This window comes from Amycolatopsis sp. NPDC104775 (genome assembly GCF_055583325.1).
Genome location: NZ_JBVJOE010000004.1, coordinates 170,700 through 189,501, shown reverse-complemented (window position 1 = coordinate 189,501; position 18,802 = coordinate 170,700). Strand labels below are relative to the sequence as shown.

Genomic DNA, 18,802 nt, shown 5'->3' with positions numbered 1-18,802 from the left:
TGTCGACCGCTACCTCGACCAGCGGATCACCAGAATCACGGACGTCACTCCGCTCGCCGGCGTGTCCACCGCTATGTCAGCTCCGGCAATCTCGACGCCGCTGAGAAAGAACTGCCTATCGAACAGGTCTACCCCGTGCCTGCGACTATCCGCGGGCTCATCGGCGCCAGCGAACCTCAGCCGGGCACGCTCTCCTCATGAACGATCTCAACGGCGCCAGCTGCTCGCAGCAGCCAGTCCAGAGCGCCTAGAGCCGTCGGCCAGCCCGAAACCTCGACGGTCACCCGGAGCGTTCCGTCATGCTCAACCTTGGCATCCCACCAGAACCATTGGCGCTCCAACGGACTAAGCCAATAAAGCCAGTCCGCCAAAGTCCATCGACGCTCAGATTCCGCTCTGACCTTGTCAGCAGGCCCCAAAGTGCGCCACCAGGCCAGCCAGCGTTCAGCGTCCTCACGCCGCATCTCCTCACCGCACGCCGCTACGAACCAGGGCGGAATGAGCGCCCTCCATTCCTCCGCGGTCGGCCACTCCGGCCCGGAATGCTCCAGGATCGTCAACAACACAGCGCGGGACCGGCTGAGGATCTCGGTGCCGATGCCTCCACACGCGAGGACATCAACAGTGCCGACCCCGCCGGCCACCTGGCCAGAACGCGGGCCGCCCATCAGGTGCCGTCGCTCCTCTGGACCAATCACCACAACTCTCCTCCGCCCCGAACAATATTGCCGAGCAGATTCCCGAACTGTTCCGATCGAAGCCCGAATTGATCGACCGCCTTGTTTACGCCCACGACAAATGGGTTTCCGGGAAACTGCCGTGCCATTGACTCTGGAACTGCCGCCGCGCGCAACTCGTCGACGTAGGATGTCGGCACCTCGAACGTCTTGATCTGTGTCCCTTCAAACCCCTGCTCCAGCCGGCGCTCAAGGCAGGAGAGCGCCCGACTCTCTTGACCGAAGTTCAGGAACAAGGTATTGCCGCCCTTGATCTCGACATCGCCCGGGGGTTGATATCCAGGCGTGCATTTCCTGGTCCATCCGCTCGAAAGACTGTCGTAAATCCGCCGACGTCGGCATCTCGCGCGTCGCCTGATCTATCGTACAGGCCAGAACCGCACTCCCACGCTTGAGCTGACCGCGCCCCGTCAGTGCGCGCCAGTCCCCCGCTCGTACACCCGCCGTCGAGTTGAGTGTTGAGCGGCGGTAAGCGGCCGGGGGCGGACAGACCGTCCGGCTCGGAATCTACAGCGAAAGCAACGGGGCCGTCTGCCGGATTCTGCTCGGCGACGAGGTCCGTGATGATCGGCGAGCCGGAGGCCCCGGTGGCCGCGGACTTCGTGCCGGGCCGGGGGCCGATGCCAGGCCGCGCACCCGAGGACCTTCAGCGTGCTCGGCGTGTACTACCCGCCCCGGTCGCGGTCAGCCCCGCGGTAGCCGGTCGGCGATCTCGTCGAGGACCACATCGCGATGGCCTTTCACGGGCGTATCCCGCCCGCTACGCCAGCCTGCGGCCCGAACCCCGAGCTGGACGTCACCGCCGCGCTCGCCACGGAACGTCGTGAAGACAGCTAAACCGCCAATCGGGGCCCCGCCTGTAACACCGAGCGACGCCGCCGCGACCTCGACTGCACCAAGGCCCGCGCGGCGGGAAGCACACGGCACCTCCACGACGAGAGGGACGTCGATGACCACTCAATACGACGTGGTGCGAGAGACACCGACCGGCGCGTCGTACGAACGCATCGCGTTCGGCCGGATCAACGTCCGCGGCGCGGAACCGCTGGGAGAGCGAGCCCAGGCCCGGTACCGGTTCCTGATCCGGCTCTTCGAAGAACGGCTGGAAGCCAAACGGCACACTGAGGTCGTCGCCGACCCCGTCGGCGATTACGATGATCCCTGGTATCTCAGCATTTTCACCTTGGCGGACCTGCCCGACGGCGACTACGGCTGGCTCGCCGACCGCTTCCAGCTCCTGACCTTCCGCCGCCGCAGCGACGACGACGAAGGCCCGATCATCGCGATCGACACCCACGACCGCTGGTTCGCACTCAGCCCGCCGGAGCGAATGTCGGTCGGCGACGCACGATCCGAGACCGAAGCGCTGTTGCGCGCTGTCGTCGGCCAATGGGGACAAAGCAGCGAGTTCTCCGGCCTCTACGACCTGGACTTCGTCTCCTCCGGCACCCGCGTCGCGGAATGGCTGGCCGCGCACCAGGTCATCAGCGAACTGACACTGTGGATCAAACGCACGAACCCCGGCGTCGACCTCACCGAACACCGCAAACTGCTTGCCGCGTACAACGCGGACGAAGAGGAGCGCACCCTGCGCGCCACGAAAAGGTCGAGTCTCGAGATCGACGACGAACTGATCGAGTCGATCAGCCCCGACCTCGCCAACGGGCACGTGCAAGTCCGCGCCCGCGGCGAGACCGAAAAGGGCGACGTCGAGGAGATCGACACCCGCGAAATGCCGGACGAAGAACGCCTCGCGAACGGACACGCAGCACTGTCCACGTTGGCGGCGCGGGTGCTGACAGCGTTGCTCGGCCGCCTCGATCTAGCCCCATGACACTCCCGGAATCGCCGCGCGCGGAACAACCGGTCAAGTGGGAGGGCAACGCGGCTGCCCGGACCTTCTGGAAATACGCGAAATTCGGACCGCGCCAGATGTGGTGGGGCGAATGGGCCGCCATTCTTCTCGGAAGCGGCGGAGGCTGCTGGGTCGCGTTTGCCGCCGCCGACAAAGCGAAGGACCTGATCGCCATCGGAGCGGCACTGGTAGGCGTCGTGATCGGCGGCGTCATCGCCGGCATGGCGATCCAAGCCGCCGGACTGGACACAGAATTTCTCCGCAAGCTCAACAACCTGGGCATCGCGACCGAGCGGTACCTCACGCCGTTCCTCAGCACTACCCTGATCGGCGTGCTCGCGATCGCCATGTTGATCGCCTGGGGCGCGGTGGCACAGATACAACCCCAGTGGATTCCCGGGATCCTCGGCGCGGCGGCAGGCGGACTGGCGCTGTGGTCTCTCGCCAGCCTCTTCCCGGCCCTCGGCACCCTGATCCAATTCGTCGGCCTACGGCAAGAAGCCATCGGCAAGCTCAACGGAACCGGCCGCTGAACGTGCGGCCGTCCATGACCTGTCCGCTGTGAAGCGCCCGGTTCCACCGCCGCCGTCCGGCGGTCCGGCAGCAGTTCGCTCAACGGCTCCGGGATCCGGCGGGGCGAGGACAGGTTCGGTCCGCAGCCCGCCGTCGGCAACAGCATTGACCAGAGACCTGTTTCCCGGCAATGCCTTCGTCCGCGGGCGATCGACGCCTCGCGCGCGCCGAACATCCGCGGCACGACGAGCACCGCGTCATGCCCGGCCCGCCGCGCCCGGCCCAGCGCCACGATCGGCCGGGCGTGGCCTCGGGTGCCGAGTGTCAGCAACAGCCTTCATCCGGCCGCGCCGTGCCGGTCCAAGTATCGGGCCATCATTTCCCAATACGCCAGCAACAATCCCATCTGCACCGCCGTCGCCCCGGCAGCGGGCCCGAGCCTGCGGCGCCGCGCCGCCGTCATCGCCGCGAGCCCGGCCGCGGTCGCGGCGATGTTGACCGCCATCGCCGCGTCCCGGGGCCGTCGCCCGATCCACAGCTCCTCCCCCAGCATGGCCCGCGACGCCCACGCGTCCGTGTGCCCGGGCTTGCCGAACACCACCGGGTTCGCCGCCAGCCACGCGCCGACGAGCGCGGCGTGCGACCACTTCCGCGTCCACACCGGAACCAGTACCAACGGCGTGCTCGCCCATCGGGACCACGCACTGAGCGGATGGCAGTGGCGGGCGAACACCCACCGTTTAACCGAAGACTTCATGTCACGACCCTATCGAATTTTCGGAAATTTCCGAAGACTCGGATAAGCTAGTATTCCGGCAAGCACTCTGGAGGACGATGACCGAGCACATCGAGGCCGCCGAGCGACTGGCCCTCACCCTGACCCGCCACGGCCTGCAGCGGATGACCGCACGGGTACTGGCCATGCTGTTGTTCAGCGACCAGGAGACCGTCACCGCCGGCGAACTCGCCGACCGCCTGACCGCCAGTCCCAGTTCCGTCTCCACCGCGCTCAAAGCCCTCACCGCGGCCGGGCTTGTCGAGCGAGTTCCCGCACCCGGCAGCCGGCGCGAGCACTTCCGCTTCCCCGACGAAGGCTGGGCGACCCTGATGTCCGCCCAGAACGCCGTCGTCCAGGAAATGCAGGACGCGGCGGCGGCCGGTATCGAGTTCACCGGCGAGGACAGCGTCGCCGGGCGGCGCCTGGCCGACATGCGCGACTTCTACGCCCACCTGATGCGCGAACTGCCCGCCGTCATCGACCGCTGGCGGGCCGCTCGCGACGGCTGAGCCGTGAAGAAAGCGCACATCCGGTTCGTCCTCCGCAACGGGCTGACCAGCGATCTGTCAGGGTGACCGCCGGAAGCAGCGAAGAGCTTCCCTCAAGACCTGCCCCCACGGCTTGACAGCGATCCCAACGGCGGTAGCCGAACGTGGCTTCACGCGCCACTGCTTCGCCCCGGCGGACGGTCAGGCGGCCGATGCTGCTGTTCGCTTTCGCGTTCGCCGTGATGGCCGACCCGGTGTCTTCGGTCGCCTACGCGATCGAGGCCGCGCTGCGGGCGCTGCACGGTCGACTTCACCCGTAGCGCCGTCCGTATCATCGCGGAGGCGACCCGGGCCGCGCGGACCGGAGGACGCTTCGTCGTAGCGAACGGGGGCCGCTCTCAGCGTGCGACGCGACGGACCAATTTCTCGGCATCAGCAGACTCCTGCCGCTTGCCTCCCTGATGCGACCCCGGTGCCGGACTTGCCGAACCCGCAGAGGTCCATCCAATGCACCTCACTTGTCACAGTTACGTCTTTTTCCGTCTCTCGTGCACACCAGAAAGATGACCAGGCCCGCGATGACGATCGCGTCCAGTATCGCCGGGAGGTATTGAAACCTGTCAAGCATGAAACTGGAAACTACAATCATGGGTATCGCGACGAAGATGCACACCAGGAGGTAGATCTTCATCTCCTTGCGCGTTTTTCGCAGCTTGTCAGTCATCATCACCTTCGGTATCGCCAGAAGCGGGGAATGAATTTGAAGAGCCGTCGCACCGGGCCCAGTTGCTCAAAGATCTTCTTCAGGCGAGATTGGGAAACGGCGTGCCGCACAGGCTTCAACCAGTTTTTGAACGCCGTCAAGCCGTGCGCGGCGACTCCGCTGACAATCAGGGATGCCGAGTGAGAGATCATCTGCCCAGGGCTGAGATAGCACGACCTCGCGCTGAAGCGGAAGCCTGCTTGAATAAAGCACGATCCCACATGGTTCGCCGCCAATCCGCCGAGGATCGACAACCCGCAGGTGAATACGCCTCGGCAGCCTCGGACGGTGAGCTTCCCGGTGACAAGGGTGAAGATCGTGTTGGCCGTGTCCTTGACCCAGCCAGTATCCCGCGTTCTGTTCCACCACTCGTAGATAGGGCTTTTCCCGTCGATGTCGGTCTTGTTGACAGGGTCGGCCGATGCGTAGTCGTAGTCGTTTGCCGATCCGCCTTCGACGGGGTCCACGGAGAGGAAGCGGCCGAAGGCGGGACTGTAGGGCCTGGCTCCCATTTCGACGAGCGAGAGCGCGCCGGCGTGTTCATAGGGACGCTGGTACTGGCCGAGCCAGCCGAAGGTCATCTTCCCGGGCTGATTGGCCGGGACGGCCTGCGGGTCGCTGGTGCCGTCGGCTTGCAGAGGCTGCCCGAACGGGTCGTAGCTGTAGAGGTCGCCAGTGCGCGTGCCGGTGCCGCCGGTGGAGAAACAGACATCGCCGCGGATTGTGGTGTGGTCGTATTCCGGAGTCGCGACACCGTTGGAGTAGGTGAAGGTCAGCAGCACCCCGCCGGGCAGCGAAAGGGTGCGGGTGAGGAGCCGCTTGTCCGAGGCGAGAGTCAGATCGGCGGCGTCGCCGCTGCCGGTGTAACCGTAAAGGACGGCGTTCTGGGGATCGCCCGCAGTGGCGTCGCGGCGCACGATCCGGTCGATGGCGTCGCGGGCGTAGCTGACGGCGGCCGCATGCGCGGGATCGCCACCGGTGGTCGATGCGGTGAGGTGCCGATCAGCGGTGTCAAAGCCCAAGTTCGTCGTGACCGGGCCTTGGGTGTATCGGATGGTGTTGCCGTGAGAGTCGTAGGCGATGCCGGTAACCGGGTTGGCACCGGTGGTGGCGGTGAGCCGGTCGGCGTCGTCGTAGCAGTACGACGTGGCGGTGGTCGTGGTGCCGACTTGGTCGAGCAGCCGGACCCGGTTGGTGTTCAGGCCCGCGTTGGGTTGCGTTCCCGCCGGGCAGCCGGGGTCGGCCGCGGAGCCGAAGTCGTAGGTGAAATGGTGGCCGGACGTATAGGCCTCGGTCAGCCGGCCGCTCGCGTCGTAGCGATAGCCGGGACCGCCGGGATTCGGATCGACGCCGTTGAGGGTCTCCTTGTAGATCGTTCCCGCACGGGTCCGGGAGACAGCGGACACGACTTGATGTCCGTCACCGGTCTTCCACGTCAGGGACGTCGACCGCCCTGCGGGGTCCTTTCCTACCGCGGCCAGGGAGGTTCCGTTGGAGTAGGTCGCCGACGCCAGTTCCCCAGCGCTGTCGTACGCAACGGTCGCGAGGACGGTCGTGCCGAGCTTCGTAGTGAGGACGCGTCCGGCGTCGTCGTAGGCGAAGGTCCTGGTTTGCGCCAGGTCCGCGGCGTTCGGCAGCGTGAGCAGCTCTTGGGTGACGCGCCCTGCCTGGTCGTAGGTGCTGTCGGTCCGGACGCCATGAACGTCGGTGTACGACACGGGGCGGCCCAGCAGATCGGTCTTGGTGACGACAGTGCCCGCGCCGTCGGACACCGAAGCGGTCAGAGGATCGCCGTCCACCGCGTAATCGTAGGTCACCGTCCGCAGTCCGGCGGTGGTGTTTGCGGGGTAGGTAATTCGAACAGGTCGGCTTCGCGCGTCGTAGACGGTGCAGATCCAATCGCCGCTGGTCGCCTTCGCGACTACTCGCCCGGCGCTGTCGTAAACCTGTTCGTCGGTGCGTGCGCTCCCGGCAGCCGGAGAGGGAGAGGTGGCGACCTTCGGCATCCCGGCTTGGTTGACCGCCGGGCTGCCGGCCACGCACGGGTCGGCACGAGCTTCGGTGTCGCCGTAGTACACGTAGCCGTACTTCGCCCCGGTAGGCATCGTTTTGCTCGTCTTGCGCAGATACCCCGTGCCTGGCGGCTCGTATCCGACTGATCCGCTGATCTTTTTGCCGCCCGCGTCGCTCAGGCCGGAAGTGGCCAGACCGTAGACGGGATCTACGCCGTTCTCGTCGTACCTGGTGGTCCCTGCTTTGTCCGGCACGCCGTCCGATTCCGAAGCGGTCGTGGAGGTTTGGAGGCCGTAGCGCGGGCGCAGCGCTGTTCCCGGAACGAGCGCTTCGGCTTTGCCGGGGGCGATCCAGTTGAGGTCGAGTTTGGCGTAGCCGCCGTTGTCGTAGTAGTCAATGCGGATTTTCTTGGCCTGGCCGGCGGCGTCGCTGTGGACGGTCGCTTCACGCCAGGCCGGGCTGCTGACCTGCCAGTAGTCCATGACCAGCTGGTCGTCAACCCACATGCGGATGCCGTCGTCGACATTGGCCCGCAGCTTGTAGTCGCCCGCAGCGGGAAAAACAATTTCGCCGGTCAGCCGCAGGGAGAACGAGTCCGCACTCATTCCGGGGACGACATCGTTGCTGTACTCCCAGGAGCTCTTGATGCTGCCGTCCGCGGGACCGATACCGGTGCGATGAACTCTCGGGACGCCGGACAGGGTCGGGTTGTCGTAGTAAGCCGCAGCGAGGCCGTTGACATTCTCGTCGTAACCGGTCCGGGTGTGCGGCACGGTGGCAGCACACGCCGCGGTCGGCGCCGCACCGTCGAAACAGGACGCCGGAGCAGGCCCGTAAGTGTCAACCGGTCGATCCGCGGCGTCGTAGACGGTGGTCGACCTGCGGCCCGCCGGGTCGGTCGAGGTCAGCCGCTGGTCTTTGACGCTCCAGGTCTGGCTGGATACCTTGCCGGTCGCGTCCGTTGTGGACAGTGCCCGGTCCGCCTCGTCGTAAGTGACCTTGCTGGCGAACCCGGTGGCCGGTGTCAGCCCGGCGGTGTCGGTGTAGGTGGTGCGGTTGGCCGGGTCGTAGCGGTAGGTCGTCTTCGGCCGCGGTTGCCCGGGTGCGGATGCGGGTTCGGTGACGTTGGTGACCTGGGTTTTCCCGTTCTGGCCCGCGTAGCCGATCGTGGTGTAGTAGTCGATCAGGTTCCGGCTGGCCGGGTCGGCCGCGACCCAGTCCGCCGCCAGCGGGCTGCGGACCGCGGTGACGCGGCCGCCTTCGTCGTAGAGGTAGTCGTTGTTCTCCGCGCCCGGGTCTTCGATTCGCGCGAGGCGGCCCTGGACGTACCACAGCGCGGTGTCGCTGCCGTCCCAATAGCTGACCCGGCACAGCATCTGCGACGGCGGCAGCGCGTCCGCGCCTGCGGGGACCTTGATGCTGCCGTAGCAGTCGTCGCCCGCGCGGTTGTAGTGCAGCGTGTGCGCGCGACCCGACACGGGATCCTTGATCTGGGTCAGACGGGCGGGTGCGCCGGTGTAGATGTTCTGCAGCGCGGCGGGTTTGCGCGAATCCAGCGCCGAGGACTGAGTGTCGAGTTTGCCGTCGGCGCGGAAGGTGAACACGGTGCCGCCGTCGTGCAGCGTGACGCGACCGCCGGTGTCGAGCGCGAGGACGCCGTCTTCGCCCTCGGGCGGGGTGTAGCCGCCGGTGCTCTTCTTGGTCCAGGTGTGCTTGGCACCGGTAGCGTCGGTGAGCACGATGTTCTGGTCGGTGATCTTGGCTTCGGTGTAGCTCGAGCCGTCCCCGTCCAAATCGGCCGACAGCGTCCAGCCCTGCGGCAAAGCTGGGAGGTCGTTGGTGAACAACCAGTCCGCCGGAACGATCTGCGGGGCGACGGTGGTGTTGTCGGTCGTGCGGACGAACAGCCGCATCTTCGCCGCGCCGGTGGCCTCGGCGTTCTCGACCTTGATCGGCACCCGCTGCCCCGCGGCCAGCGTCACGTTGGTCGATTCGGTCCAGTTGACGTCGCTGGGGACGCCGACGTCGTAGACCTTCGCCCCGTTGACCCACACGACCGCGCCGTCGTCGTGCACGCCGGCGAACTGGTAGGTCCCGGCGACCGGCGCCTGGAAGAAGCCTTCCCAGCGGGTGACGAACCAATCCGCGGGCAATGCGGGCGGGAACGGCGACGCGGTCCCCCAGTCGACGTTGACCTGCGGTTCAGTGCGCACCAGCACGGGCTGCTGGGCGTCGCTGATCAAGCCGTTGTGCGAGAGGTCGACAAAGTAGGACGCCTTGAGCCCCTTCGTTTCCCGCTGCTGGGAGTTGAACGTGAAGCTCAGCCCGGCGTTCCCGCCGACGGTCGTGAATGACGGGGACTGCTGCGACAGCGACGCGTTGCCGTTGGCCAGGTTCACCGTCACCGGACCCGCCTCGTCGGCCGGAGAAGGGCCGCGCTCGCCAATGCGCTGGTCGGCTTTCAGGTGCCCGACCCAGGTCGGGGTGACCGTGGTCGAACCGCTGAACGTCATCGCCTGCCACGTGTAGGCGACACCGTCCTGCAGCACCCCGGGCGGGATCGTCCAGGTCGGAGCGGGCAGACAGCCGGACTCCACGACCACGCCGGACTTCGCGTCCGAACCGGTCGCGACGCGGAAGCAGTACTTGACCGCGTCCCCGTCCGGGTCGGTCACCGGCTTGACCGACAAGGTCGGCGTCAGCGTGGTGACCACCGAGTTGTCCGCCGGAGCCACCAGCGTCGTCGCGGGAGCAGGACTGCCGGTGTCGACAGTGAGAGTGGCGTTGAGGTTCTTGTACGTCCAGACGCCCGGGTTCTCCGCGCCGAGCATCATGAAGAACACTGAGCCGTCGCGGGCGTTGACCCGGTCGCGGATAAAACTCGTCAAGCCCTCGCCGACGAAGCTGCCGACGTCGCCGACCAGCGCGCTGGCCATGTAGCCACCGACGCCGTTGAAATGGAATCCCGAGGCGTGGTAGAGGTTCGCGTTCCAGGTCTTGACCGAGCCGACGACGCTCGTGTTGCGGGTCAGGTCCATCCGCGCGCCGACGACGGTCTTGCCGAACAGCGGCGCGTAGTCCATGTGGAACACGCTGCGGTTGTAGGTGTCGCCTTTGGCCTGGCTGTTGCCGATCCGCAGCCCGCACGCGTCGCAGTTCGTGCCGTCGGAACGGTAGGAATGCGACTCGGTCACGCCGTAGGTGAACGTCGGGTCGATCGACACCGGGTAGACCCGCTTCGGGTCCTTCAACCAGCCCGCGTCGACCGAGACGGTCAGCCACCACTCGTCGCCGGCCTGCTCGAGGTTGTAGGCGCCGCCGGTCATCGCGGGCGCGGTGTCGCCGTTGCCCGCCGAGTCCCAGGTCTCCACCGGCGGCAGCACGATCTTCGCCGTGCCGTCCTTGTCCAGCAGCGACACCGACCCGGCCTTGGCGTCGAGTTTCGGCGTCAAACCGCCGGTGTTGAGCTTGAACCGCCAGCTCGACCGACCGTCCGCGGGCGGGCGCTTGAGCTTGATGGTCTCCTTCACCGCGCCCGGCGTGACCTCGTACTCCAGATCCGTGCCCGCGGCGACCTCCGGGTAGGTCACCGAATCGCCCTTTACCGCCGCCGGTACGGGAGCGGCCTGATCCAGCGCGAGACTCGCCGTGTGCCCGGCCGACTCGACCTGCAGTACCGCCGCATCGTCCGCCTTGGCCGCCAGCGAGGGGCTCAGCGGATGCTGGTCCGCATCGGATCGCTTGGTCGCCGGGTCGGCTTTCAAGGTCGTGTCGACCGGCTGCCACGCGCCCTTGTCATCCTGGAAGTTCTGCGGCTGATTGGACTGCCGTACCGAACGAGTGCCGTCCGGGTTCTCGTACTCGGTCGCGAACATCGACCGCGACACCGGCTTCGAACGCTGCGGGTCGAAATGCGTCCCCGCGCCGCCGTCCAACCGCGACAACCCGGAAAAGTCCGCCGTCGACGGCTTCGCCAACTCCGGAGCACGCGGCGACGGCGACGACAGGAACGGGACATCGTGCGGATCGACCCTCGCCGGGGCTTCCGCCGGTCGCGCCGGAGCGGCGACCGCTTCCGTGGTGCTGCCCAGCAACACCGCGATCAGCAGCACCAGCACAGCTCTGAGCACACGGCTCGTTTCGGCAGCACGCGACAACCGGCGCACGACGAATGTCCCTCCCCGCGACGCGAACTCCAGCTCACGCCAACCCGAAAGCACGGCACCGGCAGTGCCGCGCGACACCGGCCGGAGGGGGTTCGCCTCTCACGGCCGAGGGCAGGCCGGAGAACCAGTTCCTCCAGCCCGCGAACCAGTCATCGTTTTGTCCGTATTGTTCCGTTACATGCGGAATCGAGAGCAACGACACTCTTGTCCAGGCCGCTTCGGATGCGGTAAAGCGGCAGGTCACGCGTCAACCCGCCACTGCATAGGGCAGACAGGGTCGGCAAGCAGCCGACCGGGTGAGACCCCCTCGCTAGGAGAAGTCTTGAACCGCGCTCGTTTCGCCACCCTCACCGCGCGTCCTGTTGCTCGAAGACTCCGCGCTGGGATCGTCGCTCCGGGGGCGTTCGCCAGCGGGTTCGGGTTTGAGTCCTGCCGGCAGCAGGCCGCGTGCTCGCCCCCTGCGGAAACGGCCGAGCAAACCCCAGCTCTAAGCAAAGGTGCAACGAGCCGACCCGGCGGCTCTAGAGCTCGTTCTCTCGGCGCGGATTACGCGGCGACGGTGATCGCACGTCTCACTCAACGCCCTTCAAGTTGCTGGACAGCCCCGCGTACCTCGAACTCCGATCGAACTACCTTGACGAGCCGATCAGCCCGAGCGGCACCGGTGCCCAGCCGGGCACGCAGCGTGTCAGCGGATATCGGCTCCTGGCGAGCTGCACGATGCGCCGCATCTTCTCGCCGCGCCTTGATCAAGAGCTCATCGTTTCGCATGGTTCTGCACCGAATTGTCTAGCAGCGGGTACTTCAACAACTTCGTTTCACACCTGTGGCGCGCAATTTCGTCTGCGCCGTCGCGCCCGGCGCGACGCAGGCGCTGCAACGGTGTGACAGCGACGAATGATCACCGAAATGCTGGCGGAGGTGATGGCACTATGGCGACGAATCAGAACACGCGAGACTATGCCCTGCCCTGCGGCCGCGATCTCGAGACGATGTGGGAGCAGAGAACCGGTCGTGCCGACGCCCACGAATCCGCCTGCCCCCACTGCCGTTCCGCACGGGAAGGCCTGCAGGTCCCGCACAATCTCACCGGCGAACTCGCGACCGAGGACATTGAGCCGCCCTTCGACCTGACCAGCCGAATCATGTCCGCAGTGCGGGCCGAAGCGAGCACCGGACGACATGGTGGCGCTACCGAAGAGTGAGCCTGGCCCGGTACAGACCAGCGCCCAAGCGATGGCCACAACGCTGCGAGACGCCGCGGACAACGTCCACGACGTGCGTGCCCTCCGCTGCCGCGTCAAAACCACTCGTAGTACCGAGAGCGGCGATCATGCTCGAGGTGAGCCAGGAATCGGCGGTCGGCGACTGCGGAGCCGGTGACACGTTGCCGTCGGTGCATGATCGGGTGGCTGCCGCCGGGACGGAGTGGACCGGGCTGCGCTTGGTGCGGCTTCACGGTATGCCGCAGACCACCACCAACCCGGCCGCCCGCCGAACCCGAGGATCCGGTGCTGCCGCGACCCCGGCCGCTCTCGACAGCCCCGCCGTCGGCGAGCACCACCGGATCATCACACCGGCCAAAACCCGCACCACACGCGGAAAGTCCAGTAATTGACCCAAGTGGACACTCCGAGTGGGACCGGGTCCTGGAAACTCACGTGATCCGACCCGTCTCGGCGAATGTGCCCGAGTTCCGCTGGTATCACGGCGTGGAAATGGCTGGCCCTGTGGTGTCGGTGCTGTGTTCTGCGAGCACGATTCGGGCTGTCGAAATCGGTGAGAGTCCCGTGATACCCAACGACCAGAAGACGCCCGATTCAGGCTCGCCACGCCGGAGCGACCGCAGGATCAGGCCCGCACGTTCTAGGCCACGACGAATTTCGCGCGTTCTCTCCCGGCCAATTCGTCCTCCCGACGTGAGCCGCAGCGAGGCCTGAGCACTACGCGATGGTTTAACCGGCCCCGGAGACGGTATTCATGTGCGAGGTATCCGCCACCGCAAACTCGCCGAACACGTGAAACTGGCACCGCCACCTTCACGAATAGCCGAAAAGCTGATGTTCTGCGCCGTTAGCTTTCGGTACTCGTGAACTGGCGGGACACAGCGAGATGTACGGCCGCTGATGCTGGCGGAGCGCTCCTTGGTCGCACGTGGTAGCTCGCGGACTGCTTAAGTGGCACGCAAACGCTGGCACAGGTGACATCAGTAGCAAGCGTGCTGCTGCCATTGGTACCAGGCACCGTATCGGTAGACCTGGGTGCCGAAGCAGGTCCGGATTCCCGGGCGGTCGTCGACCATCGGTGACGGCGCGTAAGCACCCGGCCCGGGCCGGGTCGGCTGTGAGGCCTTGCCAGGGTTCCAGATGGTGCTCACGCTGCCGAGGTAGGCATTGAACGGCACCGCCGCCAGCAACCACGCGGACGCGCAGGCGTCGGAGTGGTACACCTCCACGTAGGCGGCAACGTCGCCATTCGTGCCCCATGCCCGCCAAGTGCCCAGATAACGTGCTCCCTGGCTGCACCCTGTGGCTGATGCGCTCCGGCCTGCGCACGAAGGTCCATAACAGGGCGCTGCTTGGGCGGTCTGCGGGCCCGCTACGGTCAGGCCAGTCAGCAGCAGCGCGCCGATCAGAGATCTTGCGACAAACGGCTTCGAGTTCTTCATGTGGCCTTCTTCCCTGGTTGTGCTGTGAGCTGACTGATCATCGGTTGTGCCGTTGCCTGCCCTCGAGCGCACGTGCGCGATCCAGTCGTGCTGGACTGAACGGGTCCGGCGATGTTCCAGGGCCCTGGCCGGGCGCGGTACGCCAAGCACGGAAGGTTTCGGCAAGTCGACGCACGACGGGGTCGTTCGGTGAGCCGTCCAACGCGAAGTGGCTTTCCATCGGAGTGCGGGGATCGTCGCCGCCCCAGCGAACGGCACCGCCGCATTCGGCGAGGATGTCCCGGATGACTGCGACTTCGGCCGGGAGGAACCCGCCCTGCGCTCCCAGCGGGTAACGCTGAGGCTGCAGAGCGACTGCGGTTCCGGACAGATAGTCCGACTCCAGCGGGGTTACTCCGCTGCGATCGACACGGTAGCCAGTGACATCGCCGCGTTCCAGACGCCGGATTTCGTAGTGGAACCGGCGCGCGACGTGGACGAGAAGGGCAGCGGCGTCCCCGTCGACGAGTTCGACCTCAGCCATCGACCCCTCGATCCGGTGTCGGTGCACGGCGCTGGGCGAAACGACCGACCAGCCGTTTCGGGAGACTGGCGCGTTCCAGTTCATGCGCTGTGCGGGGTGAGCCGCGGCGAACCCCGCCGGTCGGATCAGCGCGCTGCCGCCAGCGAGCGCGAGGCCGGACAGAAATCGGCGCCGATTCACGGATCCGCTCATCGTGTTCACGCCGCCAATCCGCTGATCAGTTTCGCGTAGCCGCTGATGAAGGAGTCGAGGTCGTCGCGGAGGATATCCGCCGGTTGCGGACAGTCCATACCGATCAGACCGGTCCGGAAGCCCGCGACGACGAGATCTTGGTCTGCCAGCAGAAGCGAGCGAGCTGCCGATTCGACCTCTGCGAGCCGGCCGTTGTGGCGACGGTGGAAGAAGCTGGTGAATCTCGTCAGGTGTCCGCCGCCGTAGTGGGCACGCATAGCCTGATTGATCGGGGTGCCGCCTCTGACCGCCATGCCGATCAGATAGCCGTCGACATCGTCGATCAAATCGTCCAAAGCGAACGTCGACGGGATGGTGAGTTTGGCAAGCCGGTCGTGGCAGAAAGCCTCGCCCGACGAGTAGCGGGGGTCGCTGGTCTGCCATTCGCGGTAGAAGGTGCAGAGGTCACCGCCCCAGCCGCCGAAGTCCCCTCGCGTCACCGAATCGGCGGTACCGGCGTCCTTGAGGTAAATCGCGTTCGCCGCCGCGCCGAAATGGTCGATGTCGACCGGGATCCCGTAGAACGGATCCCTAAAGGTCGCCATCTTCTGCGGGCCGTGTTGCTGAGCGTAGTCGATCCACGCGCGGTCGACGTCGCCGATCAGCACCTTCCAACCTTGATAGTAGTCATCGACGTACTTCGGGAACCGCAGGAATTCCATCACCCGCAGACTCGGGTCGCTCCGGCCGTAGGCCAGTGCCGTGTCGTAGAGCTGATCGATATAGCGGAGGTACCACTCGACCGGCGACATCGTCCCGCCGACATCGCTCCGGCCGGCACCGCCATCGGCGCCGGGCCGTTGGACGTTGCGATCTAGGTCGAAGACGTCGCCGCCCGCTGAGAACTGGAACTCCTTGATCTGGGTGAACGACCAGTTCGCCGGCATCGGGAAGCCGAGGTTTCCGGAGAAGCCCCACGACATGCCTGAGACGAACGAGTACGCCGCGTACGCCTCGTCGGTTACGCGGGAACACACATTCCGCGATCCGTATACGCCTGCGACGTATCGCTTTCCTTTGCTTGCCAGCCCCGCCTGGACGCCGTGGAAGTAGGGCACGATGTTGCTGGTGATCTCCTCGTCCATGGCGTCGTAGTCGACAGCGAAGTAAATGACGACGCCGGGGTTGAACCCGTAGCCGACAGCGCGATCGTGAGCGCGCTGCGCGTGCTGAAAGCCTTGGCTGTAGGTGAAATCGCCGAGGTCGCGTGCACCGTATTGCGAGATCGGGACGACGCGCAGCCCGCCGTCGAAGATAGCGTCGAGCTCACCCGGCTGGATCTCCTTGTCCAGGGTGCTGTCCGGGTCTTCGTCCAGGTAGCGGCCGACAGTCAGGTAGCCCGCCGCCCGCATAGCCTGCGCTCGGGACGGCGTGATGTGAAAGCGCGTGTCGCACGCCGAGACGGGCCGATCGGGGTCACCGCAGGAAATCAGGAGCTGTGCCCAGGTCTGGTAATCGCCGCGGCCGTTGACGGGAAGAGCGGAGAAGTCCTGGAAGGCGCGAATATAGGTGCCGAGGAGGGCGTCGAAGGTGTCCTTGAAACTGGTGTGCACCGGGCCGTCGCCGCTGGGAACTGTCCCGTTGAACACACATGCCGCGCTGAAGAGCTGGACGAAGACACCCGTCGAGCCGGACGAGAGCTGGTGAGCCCGAAGGCCGTTCTGAGTCGTCGGACCGAAATTTCCGGTTGCCTGGTCTTCAGGGACGCCGAACTCGTATTGCAGTGCCCTCATCAGCGCTGTCTGCACGTCGCGGGAGTAGAAGCCTTCGCTTGGGATGATGTACGAGGACGCTTTGGTCCAGTACCGGCGGTTCAGCCACTGCTGGATCTCCCGCACCTCTCGGCTGCCACCGGGAAGCAGGACATAGGCGTCCATGGTGAGAATGGCTTTGAAGACCTTCGGCGGGGTGAAGCCGTTGGATGAGTCGATGCCGGCGTCGCTCTTGAGGTCGCTGACCGCCTGCACGGTGCTGCCATCGTAGGAACCGGCGGTGTCGCCGCCCCAGTAACCCTTGCAGAACAGGCCGTGCTGGAGGATCCGGATGATGTTGGCGTTGCTGTAACCAGGTCGGACGTCACCGCGTTGCGCCAGCAGCGACAGTGTGGTCGGACCGAAGTTGGTCGACAAGGTGGTGATGCCCAGTTCATGCTGCAACCCATGGGTGAGCGAGAACATCGTGGCCCACCCGGTGAGTCCGTTTTCCGTGCACGGCTGGTACCCCGGCACGGTGCGATAGGTGGCGTTGACCCACTGCTGAGCTTCGAGAACCTTTTGGTCCATGTCTTCCCTCGCGGATTTGTTGCGCCGAGTCGCGGCTGATCGGGCTCAGACGCAGGCCGTCTCCGTTACTCCCCACGAACCCCAGATGACAGCCTTGACACACAGCGACGGCGAATAGATCATCCGGGACCAGGCGACCGCTCCGTTCGAGTTGCCGTACCCGGCGGTATATCCGGTCTGCTGCACGGCTTTGATGTTCCCGGTCGGGAAATTGGCTCGCGCCCAATTGGTCTTGCACGTGGGCGACCAGCGGATCTCGACATACTGCCGGCCGTATGTGCCGTATACGCCGGCAGAGGCGACGGTGTAGGCGTCCGCTGCGCAGTTCGTGGACATCGGGTCCTGTCCGGAGCAGTAGTCCCCGTAGCAGCCGACAGCTTGCGCGGACGCGGAAGCTGTCGGTGAAGCAAGGGAGACAGCCGCACAGCTCAGCGCGGCGAGTGCCAGGCTCACAATATTCGTTTTCATGGCAAGAGAACCCTTTCAGGGCGCATTGTCCAGAGAATTCCCGGCGGTACCGGAATTACAACTTCAATGTTTGCACGCTCAGCGTTCCCGCACCAGGGGACATTGGTACCCGGCGACGCCGAATAGACGTCAGTTCACGGGAAGGTCGACGCACACGGCAGGAGTCGGCGGCAAGTATGCGGTGTCGTCGCAATCCAGCCGCCGGTAAAGACTGCCGCGAATGTCGGATGCCGTGCGCACTGCCCAGCTGTCCACGCTTCCGCCACAACCGGCTCTTACCTGGTATTCGCCGCCGAAGCCGAGCGAGAAGGTGTAGCGTGCCGCATTCGCCCCGCCGCGGCCAGCAGCCGAAGCCCAACCGGATCCGCCGGCGGATGCCTCGATCCAGGCTCCGACCACACTACTGCCCGATCGACAGGAAATATCGACTGTCAACGTCTTGGAAACCGCACGCGGCAGTACGACAAAGAGTACCGCCCAGATGACGATCAGAATCAACAACAAGGAATACGACAACCAGAAATCTGGTGGTTTCCGTCCTCGCGATTCGCTTTCCCCCGGGATCACGGGAACCTCGAACGCACTGTCTCATCGAGGAAAAATTCCCAGTTTTGACTCGCATAGCGGATTAGCTCCGCACTGGGCGAACCGTCGGCAACGCAGCCGGGGTCGAATTCGAGCAGAATCTTGCGCATCTCGTCCATCCGCTTCTTGACGGTGTTCGGTTGAACTCCTGCCGTCTTCGCGATCGTCTTGTGCTGATGTTGGCCGAGTGCCATCGCCCGCCAGATGAGCAACCGCGAAGGCGAGGAAAGAATCGTGTCCCGCAAGGGCTTTGCGAAGCTCGGCGTGAGATACATCTCCAGCACGGGATGCACGTAGGCTTGTCCCGCGGTCGCCGCCGCCACCGCGTGCGGCAGGTCGGTGATCGCTTCCTTCGAGCACAGCACCCGACAGCCGAGGATCTCGTGCGCGAAGATCATGTGCAGCCGACGGTTGGCTTCTCCGCTGCTCCAGAGAACCGGTCTCGCGGGGATGTCCGGTCGCGTCACTGCATCGAGAACGGCCAGGCCGCTCAGGTGCAGCCGGTCGTCGAGCGTGACCAAGCCCCGACGCCGACGCGTTTCGAACTCGTCCGAGTCCGAACGGAACAGCATGTCGGCCACCACCACGTCGAAGTGTCCGGCGGTGAGCATCTCTATCGCCTGCTCCGGCGCGTGCGCGACCTCGACGGCGTATGAACCGACCTGTCGCAGGATGTGGGCTGCCATGTCGGCCGCGACGCCGAGGTCTTCGACGATCAGGACCCGTACGCGG

At 65.7% G+C, this 18,802-nt stretch carries 16 protein-coding genes; 5 read left to right on the top strand and 11 right to left on the bottom strand.

Translation table 11 applies throughout. From position 1 onward, the window contains the following. Positions 1–176 precede the first annotated feature (176 nt). Positions 177–698 (bottom strand): hypothetical protein, encoded by a 522-nt coding sequence (locus ACZ63D_RS19475; RefSeq protein WP_465355717.1) that lies wholly within the window; start codon positions 696–698, stop codon positions 177–179. Continuing rightward, the gene (locus ACZ63D_RS19470; protein ID WP_465355716.1) at positions 695–973 is read right to left on the bottom strand and encodes a hypothetical protein; all 279 of its coding nucleotides are present in this window, start codon (positions 971–973) and stop codon (positions 695–697) included. The genes ACZ63D_RS19475 and ACZ63D_RS19470 overlap by 4 nt, the downstream gene beginning before the upstream one ends. Before the next feature lie 713 nt (positions 974–1,686). Between ACZ63D_RS19470 and ACZ63D_RS19465 the strand changes: the two genes are divergently transcribed. Both ACZ63D_RS19465 and ACZ63D_RS19460 read left to right on the top strand, forming a co-directional pair. Further along, positions 1,687–2,571, top strand: a complete 885-nt coding sequence (locus ACZ63D_RS19465) for a DUF4747 family protein (protein ID WP_465355715.1) — start codon at positions 1,687–1,689, stop codon at positions 2,569–2,571. Continuing rightward, entirely contained in the window at positions 2,568–3,125 is a 558-nt protein-coding gene (locus ACZ63D_RS19460; RefSeq protein ID WP_465355714.1) for a hypothetical protein, read from the top strand. The genes ACZ63D_RS19465 and ACZ63D_RS19460 overlap by 4 nt, the downstream gene beginning before the upstream one ends. A gap of 317 nt (positions 3,126–3,442) precedes the next feature. Here the strand turns inward: ACZ63D_RS19460 and ACZ63D_RS19455 are convergent, their stop codons facing one another. Continuing rightward, on the bottom strand, positions 3,443–3,862 hold the full coding sequence (locus tag ACZ63D_RS19455; RefSeq protein ID WP_465355713.1) for a DUF6653 family protein: 420 nt from the start codon (positions 3,860–3,862) through the stop codon (positions 3,443–3,445). Between the two features lie 77 nt (positions 3,863–3,939). On the opposite strand from ACZ63D_RS19455, the gene ACZ63D_RS19450 reads away from it, so the two are divergent. Beyond that, positions 3,940–4,392, top strand: coding sequence for a GbsR/MarR family transcriptional regulator (locus tag ACZ63D_RS19450; RefSeq protein ID WP_465355712.1), 453 nt, complete (start codon positions 3,940–3,942; stop codon positions 4,390–4,392). Between the two features lie 493 nt (positions 4,393–4,885). Here ACZ63D_RS19450 and ACZ63D_RS19445 read toward each other — a convergent pair whose 3' ends face one another. Then, a complete protein-coding gene (locus tag ACZ63D_RS19445; protein ID WP_465355711.1) occupies positions 4,886–5,095 on the bottom strand; it encodes a hypothetical protein in 210 nt (69 codons plus the stop codon). 2 nt (positions 5,096–5,097) lie between these two features. Beyond that, on the bottom strand, positions 5,098–11,277 hold the full coding sequence (locus ACZ63D_RS19440) for a PA14 domain-containing protein (protein WP_465355710.1): 6,180 nt from the start codon (positions 11,275–11,277) through the stop codon (positions 5,098–5,100). 968 nt (positions 11,278–12,245) lie between these two features. On the opposite strand from ACZ63D_RS19440, the gene ACZ63D_RS19435 reads away from it, so the two are divergent. Continuing rightward, positions 12,246–12,518, top strand: coding sequence for a hypothetical protein (locus ACZ63D_RS19435; RefSeq protein WP_465355709.1), 273 nt, complete (start codon positions 12,246–12,248; stop codon positions 12,516–12,518). Between the two features lie 137 nt (positions 12,519–12,655). Then, the gene (locus tag ACZ63D_RS19430) at positions 12,656–12,931 is read left to right on the top strand and encodes a hypothetical protein (RefSeq protein ID WP_465355708.1); all 276 of its coding nucleotides are present in this window, start codon (positions 12,656–12,658) and stop codon (positions 12,929–12,931) included. 588 nt (positions 12,932–13,519) lie between these two features. Here ACZ63D_RS19430 and ACZ63D_RS19425 read toward each other — a convergent pair. From ACZ63D_RS19425 to ACZ63D_RS19400, 6 genes are all read right to left on the bottom strand, one after another. Further along, the gene (locus tag ACZ63D_RS19425) at positions 13,520–13,768 is read right to left on the bottom strand and encodes a hypothetical protein (protein ID WP_465355707.1); all 249 of its coding nucleotides are present in this window, start codon (positions 13,766–13,768) and stop codon (positions 13,520–13,522) included. A 250-nt stretch (positions 13,769–14,018) separates the two neighbouring features. Continuing rightward, positions 14,019–14,504: a hypothetical protein gene (locus ACZ63D_RS19420; protein ID WP_465355706.1), complete on the bottom strand. Its 486-nt coding sequence runs from the start codon at positions 14,502–14,504 to the stop codon at positions 14,019–14,021. A gap of 197 nt (positions 14,505–14,701) precedes the next feature. After that, positions 14,702–17,017, bottom strand: coding sequence for a glycoside hydrolase domain-containing protein (locus tag ACZ63D_RS19415; RefSeq protein WP_465355705.1), 2,316 nt, complete (start codon positions 17,015–17,017; stop codon positions 14,702–14,704). A 45-nt stretch (positions 17,018–17,062) separates the two neighbouring features. Then, positions 17,063–17,485, bottom strand: a complete 423-nt coding sequence (locus ACZ63D_RS19410) for a DUF2690 domain-containing protein (RefSeq protein ID WP_465355704.1) — start codon at positions 17,483–17,485, stop codon at positions 17,063–17,065. Positions 17,486–17,614: 129 nt separating this feature from the next. Then, positions 17,615–18,052, bottom strand: coding sequence for a hypothetical protein (locus ACZ63D_RS19405; protein WP_465355703.1), 438 nt, complete (start codon positions 18,050–18,052; stop codon positions 17,615–17,617). Then, positions 18,049–18,756: a hypothetical protein gene (locus ACZ63D_RS19400; protein WP_465355702.1), complete on the bottom strand. Its 708-nt coding sequence runs from the start codon at positions 18,754–18,756 to the stop codon at positions 18,049–18,051. The genes ACZ63D_RS19405 and ACZ63D_RS19400 overlap by 4 nt, the downstream gene beginning before the upstream one ends. Between the last annotated feature and the right edge of the window lie 46 nt (positions 18,757–18,802).